This window comes from Arcicella sp. GW458-12-2-14-TSB2 (assembly GCF_059423785.1).
Map to the genome: position 1 here is coordinate 1 of NZ_JBWKYN010000033.1, position 16,745 is coordinate 16,745.

At 34.6% G+C, this 16,745-nt stretch carries 17 protein-coding genes; 2 read left to right on the forward strand and 15 right to left on the reverse strand.

Translation table 11 applies throughout. The annotated features are described in order from the left end of the window. The 10 genes from AC07XN_RS06915 to ygiD form a co-directional block, all read right to left on the reverse strand. Positions 1-270 (reverse strand): hypothetical protein, encoded by a 270-nt coding sequence (locus AC07XN_RS06915; RefSeq protein ID WP_323250840.1) that lies wholly within the window; start codon positions 268-270, stop codon positions 1-3. Between the two features lie 29 nt (positions 271-299). After that, complete coding sequence (locus AC07XN_RS06920; protein WP_323250842.1) at positions 300-455, reverse strand: hypothetical protein; 156 nt, start codon at positions 453-455, stop codon at positions 300-302. A gap of 243 nt (positions 456-698) precedes the next feature. Then, positions 699-884 carry a hypothetical protein gene (locus AC07XN_RS06925; RefSeq protein WP_494742513.1) on the reverse strand — a complete coding sequence of 62 codons (186 nt, stop codon included), beginning with the start codon at positions 882-884 and terminating at the stop codon, positions 699-701. A 251-nt stretch (positions 885-1,135) separates the two neighbouring features. Next, positions 1,136-2,053 (reverse strand): hypothetical protein, encoded by a 918-nt coding sequence (locus AC07XN_RS06930; RefSeq protein WP_494742514.1) that lies wholly within the window; start codon positions 2,051-2,053, stop codon positions 1,136-1,138. After that, positions 2,031-4,061, reverse strand: coding sequence for an AAA family ATPase (locus AC07XN_RS06935; RefSeq protein WP_494742515.1), 2,031 nt, complete (start codon positions 4,059-4,061; stop codon positions 2,031-2,033). Before AC07XN_RS06935 ends, AC07XN_RS06930 begins: the two co-directional genes overlap by 23 nt. A gap of 25 nt (positions 4,062-4,086) precedes the next feature. Next, entirely contained in the window at positions 4,087-5,445 is a 1,359-nt protein-coding gene (mnmE, locus tag AC07XN_RS06940) for a tRNA uridine-5-carboxymethylaminomethyl(34) synthesis GTPase MnmE (RefSeq protein ID WP_494742516.1), read from the reverse strand. 104 nt (positions 5,446-5,549) lie between these two features. Next, the gene (locus tag AC07XN_RS06945) at positions 5,550-5,834 is read right to left on the reverse strand and encodes an SCP2 sterol-binding domain-containing protein (RefSeq protein ID WP_494742517.1); all 285 of its coding nucleotides are present in this window, start codon (positions 5,832-5,834) and stop codon (positions 5,550-5,552) included. Between the two features lie 437 nt (positions 5,835-6,271). Continuing rightward, positions 6,272-7,132, reverse strand: coding sequence for a dienelactone hydrolase family protein (locus AC07XN_RS06950; RefSeq protein WP_309919413.1), 861 nt, complete (start codon positions 7,130-7,132; stop codon positions 6,272-6,274). 353 nt (positions 7,133-7,485) lie between these two features. Further along, positions 7,486-8,412 (reverse strand): tRNA epoxyqueuosine(34) reductase QueG, encoded by a 927-nt coding sequence (gene queG, locus AC07XN_RS06955; RefSeq protein WP_309919410.1) that lies wholly within the window; start codon positions 8,410-8,412, stop codon positions 7,486-7,488. A 66-nt stretch (positions 8,413-8,478) separates the two neighbouring features. Then, positions 8,479-9,309 carry a 4,5-DOPA-extradiol-dioxygenase gene (gene ygiD, locus AC07XN_RS06960; protein ID WP_494742530.1) on the reverse strand — a complete coding sequence of 277 codons (831 nt, stop codon included), beginning with the start codon at positions 9,307-9,309 and terminating at the stop codon, positions 8,479-8,481. Positions 9,310-9,566: 257 nt separating this feature from the next. On the opposite strand from ygiD, the gene AC07XN_RS06965 reads away from it, so the two are divergent. Continuing rightward, entirely contained in the window at positions 9,567-10,997 is a 1,431-nt protein-coding gene (locus AC07XN_RS06965; protein WP_309919404.1) for a circularly permuted type 2 ATP-grasp protein, read from the forward strand. 64 nt (positions 10,998-11,061) lie between these two features. Here the strand turns inward: AC07XN_RS06965 and AC07XN_RS06970 are convergent, their stop codons facing one another. Both AC07XN_RS06970 and AC07XN_RS06975 read right to left on the reverse strand, forming a co-directional pair. Then, complete coding sequence (locus tag AC07XN_RS06970) at positions 11,062-11,517, reverse strand: PIN domain-containing protein (protein WP_494742518.1); 456 nt, start codon at positions 11,515-11,517, stop codon at positions 11,062-11,064. Further along, complete coding sequence (locus tag AC07XN_RS06975) at positions 11,514-11,744, reverse strand: hypothetical protein (RefSeq protein WP_494742519.1); 231 nt, start codon at positions 11,742-11,744, stop codon at positions 11,514-11,516. Before AC07XN_RS06975 ends, AC07XN_RS06970 begins: the two co-directional genes overlap by 4 nt. A gap of 164 nt (positions 11,745-11,908) precedes the next feature. Between AC07XN_RS06975 and AC07XN_RS06980 the strand changes: the two genes are divergently transcribed. Next, positions 11,909-12,976 (forward strand): serine hydrolase domain-containing protein, encoded by a 1,068-nt coding sequence (locus tag AC07XN_RS06980; protein WP_494742520.1) that lies wholly within the window; start codon positions 11,909-11,911, stop codon positions 12,974-12,976. A 77-nt stretch (positions 12,977-13,053) separates the two neighbouring features. Here the strand turns inward: AC07XN_RS06980 and AC07XN_RS06985 are convergent, their stop codons facing one another. From AC07XN_RS06985 to AC07XN_RS06995, 3 genes are all read right to left on the reverse strand, one after another. Continuing rightward, entirely contained in the window at positions 13,054-13,761 is a 708-nt protein-coding gene (locus tag AC07XN_RS06985) for a PD-(D/E)XK nuclease family transposase (RefSeq protein ID WP_494742531.1), read from the reverse strand. 4 nt (positions 13,762-13,765) lie between these two features. Further along, positions 13,766-13,954: a hypothetical protein gene (locus tag AC07XN_RS06990; protein WP_309919398.1), complete on the reverse strand. Its 189-nt coding sequence runs from the start codon at positions 13,952-13,954 to the stop codon at positions 13,766-13,768. 156 nt (positions 13,955-14,110) lie between these two features. Beyond that, positions 14,111-16,546 (reverse strand): TonB-dependent receptor, encoded by a 2,436-nt coding sequence (locus tag AC07XN_RS06995; RefSeq protein WP_494742521.1) that lies wholly within the window; start codon positions 16,544-16,546, stop codon positions 14,111-14,113. Between the last annotated feature and the right edge of the window lie 199 nt (positions 16,547-16,745).

The following is a 16,745-nucleotide window of genomic DNA, read 5'->3' on the forward strand; positions in this document are numbered from 1 at the left end:
CTATTTATATTTTTTATCTCTGATTAATCTAATGTTATTAAACTCGGGAAATACATGAATATCTTCCTCTGGAATAATTCCTCTACGAATCCAGTTCGTTACTAAAGACTCTTCTGCAATTTCATATTTGTTGCAATAGTTTTTGATAGTAAGCCAATCACTCAACTCAATTACTTTACCCTCTGACAGCATAAAGTTCTTTGCTTCTTCAATAAGTGCCTTAGCTTGGCTAAGAACATCATCCGTATGGGCATTAATAATTTGTACCATAGCTTTAAAGGAGATTTTTACCTCTTTTTCTAGTTTTTAAGTTCTTCAATAATTTGGTTAATTTTCAGAATTGAATCAAGATACTCATTGATTTCATCGTTTGTAAGGTTTTCAATTTCTTCCTCTAACCTTTTCTTGAGATTCGCTTTTGACTCCTCAAGCACTTCAATCATGTGTTCTTTCATATCCTAATTTGCAATACAAATAAACTACATGTTCGGTTAGCAAACAAACAGTTTAATGTGATTTAATCTAATAGGTGAATATTCTTCGCCCTTGTTGGTATTTTTACGGGGTCTCCTAAACCAAAATAGGCTGAAATTCCAGAACTACAAACATGAGTTCATTAAATCTCTTTTTTATTTATATACTCACCGAAGGTATTAAAAAGTTTACAGGAATATTTAACCCTTTACTAAGGCGAATTATCATCTCCATTTTTCAGGTAATAGATGAGTTGATAGTAATGCGTGACTTTGTAGAAAATTGTCTTTATTAAGTTTATTTTCTTTTGCAAAAAGGTAGGCTACATATAAATCATTGGGCTTCTCTACTAATTCGGGTAAATACTCAATATCTTGAATTTTATGTTTTAGATAACTGTCAAGTTCCATTTGTTCTCCTTCGATTTTTGAAGAAGAAATTACAGCTACCGATGTATAAAAGTAAAGCTTTGAGTAGTTAATTCAATTTTACCTACTTCCTCAATAGCCCTATTGCAGTCAATTAGCAAATTGCTTTGATAATCCTTAAAATATTTATCGCTTATAATTTTCATTATGATAATGCTGATTCAACTCATGGCGTGATTTAGAGTCATTTGTCAAATTTAAAGGCTTTTATTTTAACGTGATTTAAACTCTATCTAAAAAATCCTTAATTCCTCTGAAATATCCTTTGTAAGTTTTGAGAGTACTCTTTTTTCTAAATCCTCCTCTGAAATATAATTGCCAACAATCATTTTTTGTACATCTCCTATACTTGAAAAAAGTGTTCCTTCAAACTGATGATATAGACTATTGACATAAGAGTCTGAATATAAAATACTCGTTTTAATGAGGTCTTTGATATTATCTTTATGTTCGTTATAAATTGATTCTAAGCATAAATCTTCAATGTTTTGTTTTATTCTTTTATCTTCATCATGTTTTAAAATCACTTCAAAAGCATCTTCTTTACCATAAAAAAAATCTACACCTTTTCCTGCTAATAACTTTAATGAAAACTTACATTTATCTCCAAAGCCATCTTGATAAGGATGTATATGCGTCGATAAAGACCATTTATCACTTCCTTTCAGAGTAGAATTACAAATTTTGCATGACGGAACCAGATTATAAAAAGATAAAGCTAAGAAAGGATAATTGGCTTGGTTGTAGAAATGGTCAAATTCTGGTCTGGTTTTTCCTTTTTCTGTTCCTTTTTCTGTTCCTTTTTCAATAATTGTAAATGTGTATTGTCTATTACAATAAGGACAAACATTTACTTGTAAATTTATTGCAAGATGATAGGCATTATATTTTTTCCACGTTTTGAAGCCTTCATAGTTAAAAATCTCTAAAAGTTCTTTTTTATATAAGACTACTTTATCTTCTGGAATTTCAGTAATAATTTTTTCAAGTTCCTTAGGAAGACCTATTATAATTTCTTTTAAAGTAAATTGCTTTAATAATAAATCAGCAATTACTTTATGCTCCAATAGTTTCTTTTCAACATTTTTCTGAATACCCAAGTAATGTTCTTCCGCTAATTCAGGAAGGTTATTTCTTTTTATTTGAATCATCTCGTTTTGCTTCTTTTAACATTTGAATATCCTTTTCTAATTGTTTTCTTGACTCTTCAAGTTGCTTAATTCTATCGTCAATATTAAGATTGATTTGCTCATTGTATAAGTCCATTACTTTTTTACGGATTATTGGCTCACCAATTAAAGGAATCATCTGTTTAATTTCAGCTTTTCTTTGTGGACTTAACAGATTTCCTTTTTCTAATAAATCATCGATTAGTTCATTGATTTTTTTCTTCGCAAAATCTCCCATTAATCCATCTTTCATAAAGAAACCATCCGAAAGCAAGCTGTGGATATTTGCACCAAAAGTCATTTTTTTATCGTGAAGTGGATTTTTGATTACTTTGCATTTCCCTTCCTCATCTTTCTCTAAAAAAATCACATGATTATTTGGCACATCGGATAAGATAAAAGGAGAATGCGTTGCTAAAATCAATTGTATTGACTTTACACCCTCGTCCTCAAACATTTGAGACAAATTCTCTATCAAAGTATTTAAAAATTGTTGTTGCCAAGTTGGATGTAAACCGATTTCTCCTTCATCAATCAAAAATATTACATGTTTTATTTGACCTTTGACATAATTAATTCCATTCACTTCTCTTCTATGTTTTATTGTCTTTGTAATTAAATTAAACCTTGAGAAAACTCTAAGCATGGCAGTTTCGCCTGAACTAATACCTCTCCATGAGAATGACAAAAAATCTCTATTGACATTGAACCAAAAAAGTGGTTCTTGAATTTTTCGATAATTCAATACTAATCTTTGATATAAAAAATCATGGTTTTCTTTTTTCGAAATGTCGAGAGTTAATATTAAACGTTGACCATAACTATTATTTCTATCTACAAAAAGGCTCTTATTTTTAGAAAGTGAAAAACTTATCAAATCTGTTTCAAGAATTTGAGTAAATTGCTCAACAAACAGAACAGCATTTTTTGCCCATGCTTCAATTTGTCCATCATATTTTGAACCGATGTAATTGTCTTCTAAAATAATATATTCTGTGAAAAAATAATTAAACCATTTTTCAATAGGCTTAACATCCCAATTATCATCAAATCCAATCCATTGAGCCGAACCACCCCCATCTGTGAAAGAATTTATAAAAGAAAAGAACATACTCCACCTTAGAAGGAATAAAGCATATTCTTTTCCTGATATTTTTAACTCTAAACTATCTGAATTTTTATTCTTTTTTTTAAATTGATTAGGAAGTTGATTTATTAAAAAAGCTTTTAATATCGATTCTATAAAAGCGTCTTTATCTTTCAATATAGCTTGCCTTTCTTTATAATTTTCTATCATAAATTGTAATTCACCATCAATATTAAAATAAACATCGAGCATTTCTGGTGTTTGAAATTTCAATTTTTGATGGTTCTCACTTTTCAATACAAAATCCATTTGTTTTTCAATTTCTGAAATGTGCATTTGAATCTCTCTAACAATTGGTTTATGTGAGGAAATATCATAGCTACTTAAATCGGAATTCCTTTCTCTATTATCGAAAAGTCTTTGAACTAACCTATTGACGGAAGTATTAGTAGAAAAATCAAAAAAACAGTCACTTGGGAATAAAGATTGAGATGAACGTGAAATGAAATTATCAATATAGTTAGAGTACTGAACAATTAAAGTATCGTGATAATCAAGTTTTGAATGTTTTTCTATTTTTGTTTGAATATCAGTTTGAATTTTAATTTCACCTAATAGTTTTTCATCTCGGCATACGATGAAGTATTTCTCATTTTTGACTCCAAGATAAAAAATAGCTCCTTGTAAATTTAAAATACTCGTCTTCCCTGTTCCATTTTCACCAACAATGACAGAAATATTGGAAATCATTTTACCAAAAAATGATGGAATATAGTTTTGAGCTTTCTCAATAGAAAGAACTTTAGTCTGCGGATTAAATGAAATATTAAACTCAGCACTAAAATTTATGCCTTGATTTTGGATATTGCGGTAATCCTTAATCCATGTAAAAAGTAGTTCCATCAAATTTGGTGTTTAAAAACCTTATTTACTTCCCAATACAAAACTTAGAAAAAATATTGGCTAGTAAATCATCCGTAGTGATTTGACCTGTTATTTCGCCTAGGTGGTGTAGGGCAAAACGGATGTCTTGGGCTAGGAAATCGCCTGTGATGCTTTGGTCTAGGCCTTGTAAAACGTTTTCTAAGGCTCCGTTGGTTTGTAATAAATGTTGGTAGTGGCGGAGGTTGGTCACTACGGTATCTCCTGATTTTATTTCTCTGGTTTTTACTTTTCTAACCAACGTATCTTTTAAAGTGTCTATGTTTTTGTTCTCAGATGCTGAAATCCAAAGAATGTCTGGATAGGTGGTATCAAAGTCTGATTTTTTATCAGGTGATAATTTATCTACTTTATTGCCTACTAATAGATAAGGTGCGTTGAATTCCGAAATCTGTTGGGCTATTTCTGAAAGCTGTATTTCTGAAGCATCAAATAAATAAACTATCAAACTGGCTTTATCCATTTGTTGTAAGGTACGCTCTACACCAATGGCCTCGATGGTATCAGTAGTTTTGCGTAACCCTGCGGTATCTATCAATCGGAAGCGGATGCCTTCTATAAAGAGTTCGTCTTCTATCACATCGCGGGTAGTTCCTGCAATGTCTGAAACGATGGCTTTTTCTTCATTTAATAAACGATTCAATAGTGTCGATTTTCCTGCATTCGGTTTCCCTGCAATAACTGTCGGCACGCCATTTTTAATGACATTGCCCATCTCGAAACTATCAATCAATGGAATCAGTACTTTCTGTATCTTAAAGATTAATTGACGTAAATCATCACGGTCGGCAAATTCTACGTCTTCTTCACCAAAGTCTAATTCCAGTTCTATCAAAGACGCAAAATGAATCAGGGCTTCTCTGAGTTGAGCAATCTGCTTTGAAAAGCCTCCTCTGATTTGATTGATGGCTGTCTGATGCGAAGCTTCCGAATCTGAGGCAATCAAATCGGCAACAGCTTCGGCTTGGGCAAGGTCTAACTGTCCGTTGAGGAATGCACGTTGCGTGTATTCGCCTGGATTCGCCAATCTTGCTCCTTCACGCAATAACAGTTTAAGAATTTTCTGGATAATAAAGTCGGAACCATGACAAGAGATTTCGATGGTATCTTCACGGGTATAAGATGAGGGTGCTTTGAAAAGCGAAACCAATACTTCATCAACAATAGTGTTGTTGTCTCTGATAGTACCGAAATGGATGGTATGCGAAAGTTGTTTTTCTAGGTTTTTACCTTTGAATATTTTATTGACAATCGGGAATGTTTCTGAGCCAGAAACACGAATTACCCCAATGGCTCCAATGCCTTGCGGAGTAGCTAAGGCACAAATTGTATCTTGATTAAACATGAATTTGTAACACGATTTGATAGTTGCGACGTCCCGCAATCGTGGATTGAATGAGTTCGGTAACGATAGCGAGACGCCGCCTCGTACCAAATCGTGCTACAAATTTAAAACAAATCCTTCAATTTCATGGCAATACCCATATCACCACTGATTTTTAGTTTACCAAACATAAAGGCTGTCATCGGATTTAAATCGCCTGTCATTAAGCCTTGTAAATCTTTTAGGCTTACGCCAATAGTACAATCTGCCGCTTCGTCGGCATTGCTTACTTTTCCATCTCCACTGATAAAAATACTTCCTGCATCGGTTGCAAATTTAATAGATGAGCCTAGTCCTCCTTTGGCGGCTGCCAAATTGGTGATTTTTTGTGTTAATTCTTCAAAAGTCATGTTGCTGAGATTGATTATATTTTTAATATTGATTAAGACTTTTCTATTGTTAAAGACTTATTTTTTTTATCTTAAAATAAGATTTCTGTTCTTAAAGGCCTTATTTTTCTTCACTAAGTGTTTCGGTCAGAAATAAGATTTGTGTTCTTAAAAGCCTTACTTTTCTTCACTAAGCCTGTCTGTCAGAAATAAGATTTCTATTCTTAAAGGCTTACTTTTCTTGTCTTGACACAAGAAAAGTAACAAAAGAAAGTCAAGAAATTCCGAAACTCGCTTCGCTCAAACAGCGGAATTTCATTAAATGCTGACGCAAATGCAAAAAGAGAACGTCTTAAATAAAATAAGCCAATAGCTGAAAGCTGATGACTGATAGCTCACAGCTTACTGATAGCCGAAAGCTGATAGCTCACAGCTTATTGCTCAAAGCTCACAGCTATCTACGAAATTGTTTCTTTGAATACTCTCAATGTAGCGTCCCATGCTTTTTTGGCTACTTCTGCGTTGTAGCGGGTGGGTGCTGTGTCGTTATTGAATGCGTGTTGTGCGCCTTCGTAAACGTATAATTCGTATTTCGTTCCTGCTGCTTTTAGGGCTGTTTCATAGGCTGGAATGCCTGCGTTGATACGCTCGTCTAGTCCGCCGTAATGTAATAACAACTTGGCTTTTATTTTTGGTACATCAACCGCTTCTGGCTGGCGACCATAATAAGCAACTGCCGAATTTAATGTTGGCGAGTTTACTGCTAATTGATTAGCTAATCCTCCGCCCCAACAGAAACCTACACAACTGGTTTTGCCATTGCTTTTTGGTAAAGCCTTTAGATAATCAAAGCCTTTTAAAAAGTTATTGGTATTTTTAGCAGCATCTAATTTACTGAATAAATTACGGGCTTCGTCTTCGTTTTCGGGTGTTCCTCCTAAAGGCGAAAGGGCATCTACTGCCAAAGCATAATAGCCTGCTTTTGCTACTCTGCGGGCAACATCTTTGGTGTGTGGATTGAGTCCGCGATTCTCATGAATGACAATCACTGAACCAATTTTTCCTTTGATTTTCTTAGGTTGAGCTAAATAGGCTTTCATCGTACAGCCATCACCTTCGTAAGTAATATCTGATGTTTCGATATCTTCGTCGTTTTCAGGGATAGTAGCTGCATGAGCATAATTTACTTCTAGTAGCGGTAATACCGACATAGCGGCTACCGTACTGCCCGTCAGTTTAACTAGACGTTTAAGGAAATCTTCACGCGTAAGAGGCTTGTGCGTGTACTCGTCAAAAAGGTTAATAATTTCTTGGTTCATAGTTATTGTTGTTTAGTTGTTGAGCTATGAGCTATGAGCTATGAGCTATGAGCTATGAGCGTTTTTTCTATCTATTAAATCCTACCTTATCACTCAAAAGTTTATAAATGCCTGATATTCAATCCTTATCACTAGCGGGTGACTTAAGTCACCCGCTAGTGATAAGGATTGAAAGCTTGATTTGAAGGGTTATTCTACACCATTTAAATCAATAATTACATATTTATGCTAACTTTTAAGACTCTTAAAAAATGCGGCTAATCAATAGCCTTTAAATCTAATGCTCATGACATTAATCGAAAACCAAAGTCTAAAGCTCATTACTCATTGCTTATAGCTCAAAACTAATACAATTACTTTAAAAATTCTATGTTTCTTTTTAGTCCTGCATACTTTGTTCTTTTTAACGGAGACTTTTTAAAGATGGTTTGAAATACCTCTTCCGTGATTTCTTCCCAATCGCTTTTAGTAAAATTCGCCAAGTCGGGATGAAGATTAAATTGGGGTTCTTGGTGTGGTTTTGAAAAACGATTCCAAGGACAAACATCCTGACAAATATCACAACCAAAAAACCAGTTTTCAAATTTATTTTGTACCTCTAAGGGTATTGCCTCTTTTAGCTCAATCGTATAATAACTGATACATTTCGAGCCGTCTACTACATAAGGTTCGACAATGGCATCCGTCGGACAAGCATCTATACAACGTGTACAAGTACCACAATAGTCTTTTACGGGGCCGTCAGGTTCTAACGGTAAATCCAAAATCAGTTCGGCGATAAAAAAGAAACTGCCTTGATTTTTATTGATAATATTACTGTTTTTACCTATCCATCCTATGCCCCCTTTTTTTGCCCAAGCCTTATCCATGACAGGTGCAGAGTCTACAAAAGCCCTTCCTCCTACTTCCCCGATTTCTTCTTGAATATAGGCTAAAAAAGTTTGTAGTTTCTCTTTTACCACAAAATGATAGTCTTTACCGTAAGCATATTTAGATAGTTTTAAATCATTTACACCTTCGGGAAGTCTTTCGGCAGGGTAATAATTAAAGAGCAACGAAACCACCGACTTGGCATCATCCACTAACAGTCGTGGGTCTAGCCTTTTATCAAAATGGTTTTCCATGTACTGCATCTTGCCATGCTGATTGGCTTTTAACCAATTTTCTAGTCTAGGAGCTTCCTCCTCCAAAAACCCTGCTGCTGAAATACCACAATAATCAAAGCCCAATTCTTTGGCTTTTTGTTTAATTAAAAAGGAATATTGGGCTTTGTCAATCATTTATTATGTAAGCAATTTGAGATACTAATCTAATCACCAATCACTATTTACTAATCACTACTTAAGTTAAGCAATTTTTACAGAAGTCATCGTTAAAGAACCACCCACAGGCACATCATTAAAGAAACTTACTTCCTCGTTCTTTTCTTGCATCCCTAAAATATACAATAATGGATAGTAATGGTCTGGCGTTGGAATCGCCAATTTAGCAGCCTCGCCCATACTTTCATAATTTATTAAAGGTTTATGATTGTTCTCGGCAATATTCTTTTTGAATTTCTCATTCATTTCTATCGTCCAGTCATAGCCATAAGCCCCGTCTATTCTCCGAAAATCTACCATGCGTAAATTATGTACCATGTTGCCACTGCCAATAATCAATACGCCTTTGCGACGTAAAACTGCCAACTCTTGTGCCAATTCATAATGATACTGTGGCGACTGGTGATAATCAATGCTTAATTGCAAGACTGGAATATTGGCTTTTGGGTAAATATGACGAATAATCGTCCACGTGCCATGATCTAAACCCCATTCGTGGTCTAAATGCACCTCCGTTTTAGTAATCAGTTTTTTAGTTTCTTCTGCTACTGCCAAGCTACCTTTGGCAGGATATTGCACATCAAACAGTGCTTGCGGGAATCCACCAAAATCATGAATGGTTCTGGGCTTTTCCATTGCCGTCACAAAAGTACCTCTTGTAAGCCAATGTGCCGAAATAACAATTACTGCGGTAGGCTCTGGAAAATCATTGGCCAAACTTGCCCATTGTTGACTAAATTGATTATTTTCGATGCCATTCATCGGCGAGCCATGACCAATGAAATACAATGGCGTTTTTTGTTCTTGTTTGGATAGCTGATCTGAAAATGCTTTTAATGTTCCTAATGCTGACATGGTTAGTACCCCTACAGAGGCTTTTATAAACTCTTTCCGTTTCATTTCTTTAAAATACTATATTTTATGCAACGGATTGCTTGATTAGTAAGTTCAAAGAGTAACTTAGCATGAAAATTGGTAAGTAATTTTACTCATTTTTTAACATATTTCGTGATATTTATCATTTTCAGAATTTTCTTTGGGAAAACAATTTTGACACGCAGTATTATTTTTTTAAATTAGGGTAATAACAACTAATAAATTATCAAAAGCCTATGAATTTTAGTTTTGACAACTACCAAACCGAAGGCTTCTTCGATGAAATGTTTGATGCACAAGGTAATGTGCGTATGGGGTACGAAGCATTCAAGGAACGGGTAGAACAGTTAAAGATTGACGAGTTTATTCGTCGCCACCAAGCAGCAGAACGCTCTTTAATGGCAATGGGTATTACTTTCAATGTTTACTCGGAAAATGAAGGAACAGAACGCATCATGCCTGTTGATATTATCCCCAGAGTAATAGAAGCTGATGACTGGAAAAAAACCGAGAAAGGTTTGATACAACGCATTACGGCATTGAATATGTTTTTGGATGATATTTATCATGACCAAAAAATATTGAAAGACGGCATCGTTCCCCGCGAATTGATTGAAACTTCAAAAGACTTTTTACGCCCTTGTGTGGGTATTCGTCCACCAAAAGGCATTTATATCCACATTACGGGAACAGATTTGATTCGTGGCGACGATGGTAAGTTTATGGTGTTGGAAGACAACCTCCGCTGTCCGTCGGGTGTTTCTTATATGCTCGAAAACAGAGAACTGCTAAAACGTACCTTCCCAGAAGTATTAGGAAAAACCAGAGTACAGTCAATCTCAGATTATCCAAACAAATTGTTGCAGATGTTACAACACATCAGCGACAGACCAAACCCTACGGTTTGTGTATTGACTCCGGGTATTTATAATTCAGCTTATTTTGAGCATTCTTATTTGGCTCAACAAATGGGTGTTGAATTAGTTGATTCACGAGATTTAGTAGTGCATGATGGTTATGTAAAAATGCGTACTACTAAGGGATTCCAGATTGTAGATGTTATTTATCGCAGAATTGACGATACATTCTTAGACCCTAAGGCTTTCAATCCAGATTCTTTAATTGGTATTCCAGGCATTTTTGATGTGTATAAAAAAGGTAGAATTGCCTTAGCAAATGCCCCAGGAACAGGCGTGGCAGATGACAAAGTAATTTATGCGTATGTACCAAGAATCATCAAATATTATTTAGGCGAAGACCCTATCATCCCGAATGTGGAAACCTTTATTTGTGGTGAAGAAGATGATTGTAAATATGTATTAGAAAATATTGAGAAACTGGTAGTAAAAGAAGCTAACGAAGCAGGTGGATATGGTATGTTAATAGGTCCTAAATCTACGAAAGCAGAACAAGAAATATTTAAAGCTCGTATCAAAGCAAATCCTAGAAATTACATTGCTCAACCTACGATTTCACTGTCGAGAGTACCTTGTTTGATTGATGATCATTCAGAAGGCAGACACGTTGACTTACGTCCATACATTCTTTATGGAGACGGTGTAAAAGTTATTCCAGGTGGATTGACTCGTGTAGCATTGCGCAAAGGTTCATTGGTAGTAAACTCATCGCAAGGTGGGGGGTCTAAGGATACTTGGGTATTGTATTGATAGTCTCATTATTAACATTAAGAGGCTGATAAATCTATGGATTTATCAGCCTCTTTTATTGTTTCTATATCATTAATTGAGCTAATTCACTTGAATTGATTAATTGTATATTTTCTGAACTACAAGCATTAATATAATCACTATCAAAACTAGCTAATATCGGTATATTACAAACTTTACAAGTAGCAAGAATAAGCGCATCATTAGGTAAAAGATTATATTTTTGCATGAATAAAAGACTCAACAATATAGCTTCTTGAGGAGTATCAAGTAATGTAAAAAAGCTCAAAAACGATTTTGTATCGTGTTTTGAAAGTATTTCATTTATTTTACCACTTTCACAAACGCTAATTGGAGACTTCCCTGCTAGTATCCCTACCAATTTATAGAAATATTCACTTGCAACAATACTGTTTAAACATAGTTCCAATTTTGGATTATCCAGCAAAATCGAGAGCAAATCTGGATTTCTCCCATTTTCAAACTCAATTAAAATACTACTATCTAAGAATACTCTCATTGTTCATACAATTCTGATTTTGATGGATAATAACCACTATTTGCTTTAAGGATGCCTCTGAACTTAGACAGTCCATTTTTTCGATGATTATGTTCCGATTCCGTCAATACATTCGAATCTTGAAAATGTGTATTCGTTGTAAAGTGTTTAATATTTAATTGTTGAGCTATTGTCAGAATTGACTGTAAGTCGTTCTCATTTTCTATTTGCAATACTACCTGTGTCATAATTTGTAGCTGTTTATTAATCAAATATACTAAAAATTATGACACTCAATTAACACTTCTTAAGAATAACACTTACGATTGAAACTTTATTTTACCCTACAAACATTTGAATACTTTTGATTCTTTGGTAGATTTGAGTAAACTAAACCTTATCTATCATCACTATGAAAAAAATTATCTTATTCATCTGTTTAATCTTTGCTTTTACTTCCATCTCATCCTTTGCTCAGGTAAACAAAACGCTTTTGGATAGTCTTACTATCGCTATTGAACACGGAGCATATTCTAATATTGATGGTATGGTGGTATCACAAAAAGGGAAATTAATCTATGAAAAATATTTTAATGGATTGACAAAAGCTAGCTTGCACGATACTCGCTCGTCTTTCAAATCTATCACAGGTTTACTTGTCGGCATCGCCATTGATAAAGGGTATATAAAGAGTGTTAATGAGAAAGTTTATTCATTTTTCCCTGAATATAAAGACTTTAAAAACTGGGACAGTCGAAAAGACGGTATGACAGTTCAACACCTTTTAGCAATGAAATCGGGATTTGATTGTGAAGAATGGGATGGTGCTAAAGATTGTGAGGATGAAATGGCGGAGACTAAAGATTGGGTAAAGTTTTCGCTTGATTTACCTATGTCACATCCTTCTGGAACGCATTGGGCATATACGTCATGTAATACCATGATACTCGGTGGTATTGTTGCCAATGCTTCAAAAATGTCTATTTTAGCATTTGCTGACAAATTTCTTTTTCAGCCTTTAGGCATTAAAAATTATCGTTGGACAAAAGACCCATCTGGACATGGCATGACCGCAGGGTCATTTTATATATTACCGTCTGATATGGCTAAAATTGGAGAATTGGTATTGAATAAAGGGACGTATAAAGGCAAAAGGGTTGTTTCAGAAAAATGGATAAAAGAGGCTACCCAGCCAATTACTAAGATTGAAAATTTCTCAAACGTAAAAATCTCAAAAGCTAAATCTGCCATCCCACAACCCACCTATTATGGCTATACTTGGTATAATGAGGAAATAAGGACAGATAAAATCAGGCATAATGTAATATTTGCATCAGGCAACGGTGGGCAATATATTATGGTAATACCAGACTTAGCCTTGGTGGTAGCATTTACAGGCAATAGTTACAATTCTTCCAAATCAAAACTGCCTTTTGCAATATTGATAAAATATATACTCCCGTATGTTGAAGGGGAATGAGTTCTTGTTTTTCACTCATGGCATTAGTTTGGCAATCTAAACTTTTAGGAGAGGGTAAATATGAAACGATTGAATACCTATTTGCTTCCTGATATTTTTTCAAGAATATTTTTGACAAACTCAATTGAAACCCCTGCTAACTTAGCGCATTGCTCTACAGTTAATCCCATACTTAAACCATTTTCTATGGTCTCAGTCTTAACTAAAATTTCTTTTCTAGCCTCTGCTTCTTTGATTTTTTTACTTTCAGCTTTTACAGCTTCTGCATTTCGAGCAATTAGTATTTCAAAGGATGCTTTCTCATCTGGTGTCATTTTTCTGCTATCCAATTCATCAATAGCAACTTTTAACCATTCTTCATCCCAAAATTTAGGGAACTGAGTTGGTTTCGTAACTGTATGTATCGTTTTCATGGTATATATCAGCTTTTCTAAATCAGTTTGACAATCAGATTCTTGTAAAACAAATTTATCTAATTCTACCGTAATAAACGACATTTGTTCATCAAAAAGTTCACCTTGTTCATTTCTTAGATTAGCAACTGAATGAAATTGTGGATAAGAAAAAATATTGTTTGCTAAGATAGCAACACAGTAGATTTTAGTAAGTGTTCCATAATCAAATTTACCCCGTTTCACCATTGCATTGAATTTGTGCAATGCATAGAATTTCATACGTTGTACAAAATAGGGTGCTTCCCCAAATTGCATTTCTACAATAAAGTGATTATTATTTTCATCTGTGCAAGCTAAATCAAAAATTCCGCCTCTACTATCTTGCGTAATACCTTCAAAGGTATTTTTGCGGTCCGCCGCCGCGGTCGAATCTTACTTCCTTTATCGGTATTTCAGACTTTATTAATGCTTGCAATGCTCTTCGTAAGAAAAGTGTATTCGCTTCATTGCCAAAAGTTGCCTTAAATCCATAATCTGAGATTATCGGAATAAATATTTGGTCGTAGGTGTATAGTGTTTCCATGATGGGAAATTACAAAAAACAGTCGTTTTTTAAAAGATAAACATTATTTTTTATGTGATGTAAACTGGACATCACTCATGGCATGACTTAGCTAAACTATTGTGATAATAAACAGACTAACTATTAGTCATGCCATGAGTTTGTTACCTAATATCATTACCGTATCCTACTCCCTTCCTCTTCTACATTATTTGTTTTACTACGACTACGAGTTGTACTGCCAAAGCTTCTGGAATAACTTAATTTAAAAATCCTTGCATAGGCCGTCTCGTCCATATAATGCACTTTATTATTTTCTATAAATACTACAGGGGTAACTACGCCTACTTCAGTATAAATATTCATTGATTTAAAAATATCCGTAATCGCCAATTGTATCGTTCCTCTGTCTTTATCTAGCTTTTTGGCTATGCCCAAATTCATTACGCCAAAACCTTTTATCATATTGGGGCCATCAAATTGGTTTGTACTATGCCATCCTGTGATTTCTACTTCGATATTCTGTGGTAGACTTATACTCTGATTCAAGAAATAATTATGGAACAAATATGCATTTTCGGCAACTTGAGGGGTATATCCAACTTTGTATTTACGATAAGCCGTTGTCCCTCCTATGGTTATTTTCCACCAACTAAAAAGCTGAATAGGCACATTGGTAGTGAGACTGACACTATTCATATAATCCAGATTTTGTGGAGATAAGATAAATATATCTTTGGCGGCAGTTGTACTTAATTGATAACGAATGATTGGATTTACTTCCTGTTGAATACCTAACCCAACGCTTATATTTTTATGGGTAAAAGTAGTTTTGAAGGCATTGGTAATGCTTGGTTTTAGCAATGGATTGCCTGTAAAAACCGAACTAGGGTCATTATAAAATAAGCCAGCAATCAAGTCATTATAAGCAGGTCTGCTGATGCGACGCGAAAGACTCACTACGTAACTACTATTTTCAGCTATTTTATGGGTAAAATTCAATGAAGGAAAAAATTGCGAATAGGTATTTGTATGATGATTAATATCTCTTGCCCAATATTCATACCTCAAACCCGTAGTGAAAGACATTTTAGGGCTTAGGGTAAAATCAAACGAAGAATAGGCGGCTAAAATACTTTCGTTACTAATGACAGTACTTTGAGAGCGACTATCCAACACCCAAACGTCATGCTCCTTTTTTTCTACTTTACTATTATTTGTATTGCTAGAATAACTCCCTTTGACGCCCGTTTCAACATTTATTTTATCAGTCAACTTCGTCGAAAAATCACCTTTTAATACGCCAATATTCAGTTCAGAAAGGCCTTCGCCTCGGTTACCTTCTGTAAAAACTGAGTCTGATGGTTTGATGATATTCCCTGATTTATCATAATAGGTGCTATTAATCAACGATGGGCTATTGTTTCTGAAATACCAATAACTGGCATCAATATTCAGTTTAGATTTTATGGATAATTGTTTTTCTAAAAATGCGGAAGATTGTACATTTTGTCCAAGATTATTCCCTAACGAATTTATCTTCATGGCAAAATAATTGCCCGATTGAAAATCATAAAATCCATCGCTTTGAACATTTGGTTTTGTAGTTGAATGTAAGTAGGTTATGCTCCCTCCCACTAATGTTTTAGGGTTCAGTCTGTGGTCAAATCCCAGTGAAAGGTTATGACTATTTTTTAAGTTAACCGTCGCACTATAAAAACCACTGGTATAAGCTCCCCCCAATGCAGGGAAATTCAATGCACCATAGGCCTGCCAACTTGACTTAGCCTCGTCGTGTAACATCGAGTAAGAAGCGTAGTAATTGGAGTTTTTAGTGCCATGTGATAAATTAATAGAAGCAGATGCTTTCTCGCCAAACCCATAGCCTAACGTTGAAGAAAAACTGAGTTTTGTCCCTTCATATTCATTTTTCTTTAAGACAATATTGATTAGTCCTGCCCCACCTTCGGCATCATATTGGGCTGTTGGCGACGTTATGATTTCTATTTTATCAATATTATCAGCATTCATGCCATTGAGCATTGCCATTACTTCCGTCAATGACAAGCGAACTGTTCGTCCATTAATCATCACCGATACACCACTTTGTCCGTTTAAACTAAAACTATTATTTCGGTAGTCAATAATTACCCCCGGTAATCGTTCTAACACCTGTAGGGCAGAACTCCCTTTCGTCATTAAACTACTCTGAACATTGATCACTTGTCCGACGGGTGTAGTCTGAATCAAATTCTTTTTGGTGCTTACCACGACTTCGTTCAGTGCATTGATATTCTCGACCATTTGTAAAACGCCAATATCCAACGCTTCGTTTTGCAGAGATACGGTAATGGGTTTTGTAATCATAGACTGGTAACCTACACTACTCACGCCTATTAAAAAGACGCCTTCCTTTACTAAGGGCAATGAAAACACGCCTTTTTCATCCGTATACGTTCCTTTTAGGATAAGTGTATCGCTTGCTTGGTACAATACAACATTTACAAAAGGGATGGCTTCATTGGTTTTATTAATTATTTTACCAGTAATTTGTCCGTAAGTAGTTGTTGCTATTAAAATGGCAATAATTAAAAGTAAGGCATTGGTTTTCATTGGCTTGTCATTTTGATTGTTAGTCAAAACAACAGCACATTTCCAAGATAAAATAATGTGATTGACAAGTCTTAGATTTGTATTGACCAAATGCAGAAAAAGCTCATAATCACGTTAAATAGTCATTATTGCATCTTGTCATTTTACTGATGTCGTTCGTCAATATGGATAGGTTATTATTGAGCATCAACGTATTTTG

Coding starts and splice junctions, on each gene's coding strand:
- AC07XN_RS06995 (WP_494742521.1), bottom strand. CDS start 16,546: ATGAAAACCAATGCCTTACTTTTAATTATTGCCATTTTAATAGCAACA.
- AC07XN_RS06935 (WP_494742515.1), bottom strand. CDS start 4,061: ATGGAACTACTTTTTACATGGATTAAGGATTACCGCAATATCCAAAAT.
- mnmE (WP_494742516.1), bottom strand. CDS start 5,445: ATGTTTAATCAAGATACAATTTGTGCCTTAGCTACTCCGCAAGGCATT.
- AC07XN_RS06950 (WP_309919413.1), bottom strand. CDS start 7,132: ATGAACCAAGAAATTATTAACCTTTTTGACGAGTACACGCACAAGCCT.
- AC07XN_RS06980 (WP_494742520.1), top strand. CDS start 11,909: ATGAAAAAAATTATCTTATTCATCTGTTTAATCTTTGCTTTTACTTCC.
- queG (WP_309919410.1), bottom strand. CDS start 8,412: ATGATTGACAAAGCCCAATATTCCTTTTTAATTAAACAAAAAGCCAAA.
- AC07XN_RS06990 (WP_309919398.1), bottom strand. CDS start 13,954: ATGGAAACACTATACACCTACGACCAAATATTTATTCCGATAATCTCA.
- AC07XN_RS06970 (WP_494742518.1), bottom strand. CDS start 11,517: ATGAGAGTATTCTTAGATAGTAGTATTTTAATTGAGTTTGAAAATGGG.
- AC07XN_RS06925 (WP_494742513.1), bottom strand. CDS start 884: ATGGAACTTGACAGTTATCTAAAACATAAAATTCAAGATATTGAGTAT.
- AC07XN_RS06975 (WP_494742519.1), bottom strand. CDS start 11,744: ATGACACAGGTAGTATTGCAAATAGAAAATGAGAACGACTTACAGTCA.
- AC07XN_RS06930 (WP_494742514.1), bottom strand. CDS start 2,053: ATGATTCAAATAAAAAGAAATAACCTTCCTGAATTAGCGGAAGAACAT.
- AC07XN_RS06965 (WP_309919404.1), top strand. CDS start 9,567: ATGAATTTTAGTTTTGACAACTACCAAACCGAAGGCTTCTTCGATGAA.
- AC07XN_RS06920 (WP_323250842.1), bottom strand. CDS start 455: ATGAAAGAACACATGATTGAAGTGCTTGAGGAGTCAAAAGCGAATCTC.
- ygiD (WP_494742530.1), bottom strand. CDS start 9,309: ATGTCAGCATTAGGAACATTAAAAGCATTTTCAGATCAGCTATCCAAA.
- AC07XN_RS06915 (WP_323250840.1), bottom strand. CDS start 270: ATGGTACAAATTATTAATGCCCATACGGATGATGTTCTTAGCCAAGCT.
- AC07XN_RS06945 (WP_494742517.1), bottom strand. CDS start 5,834: ATGACTTTTGAAGAATTAACACAAAAAATCACCAATTTGGCAGCCGCC.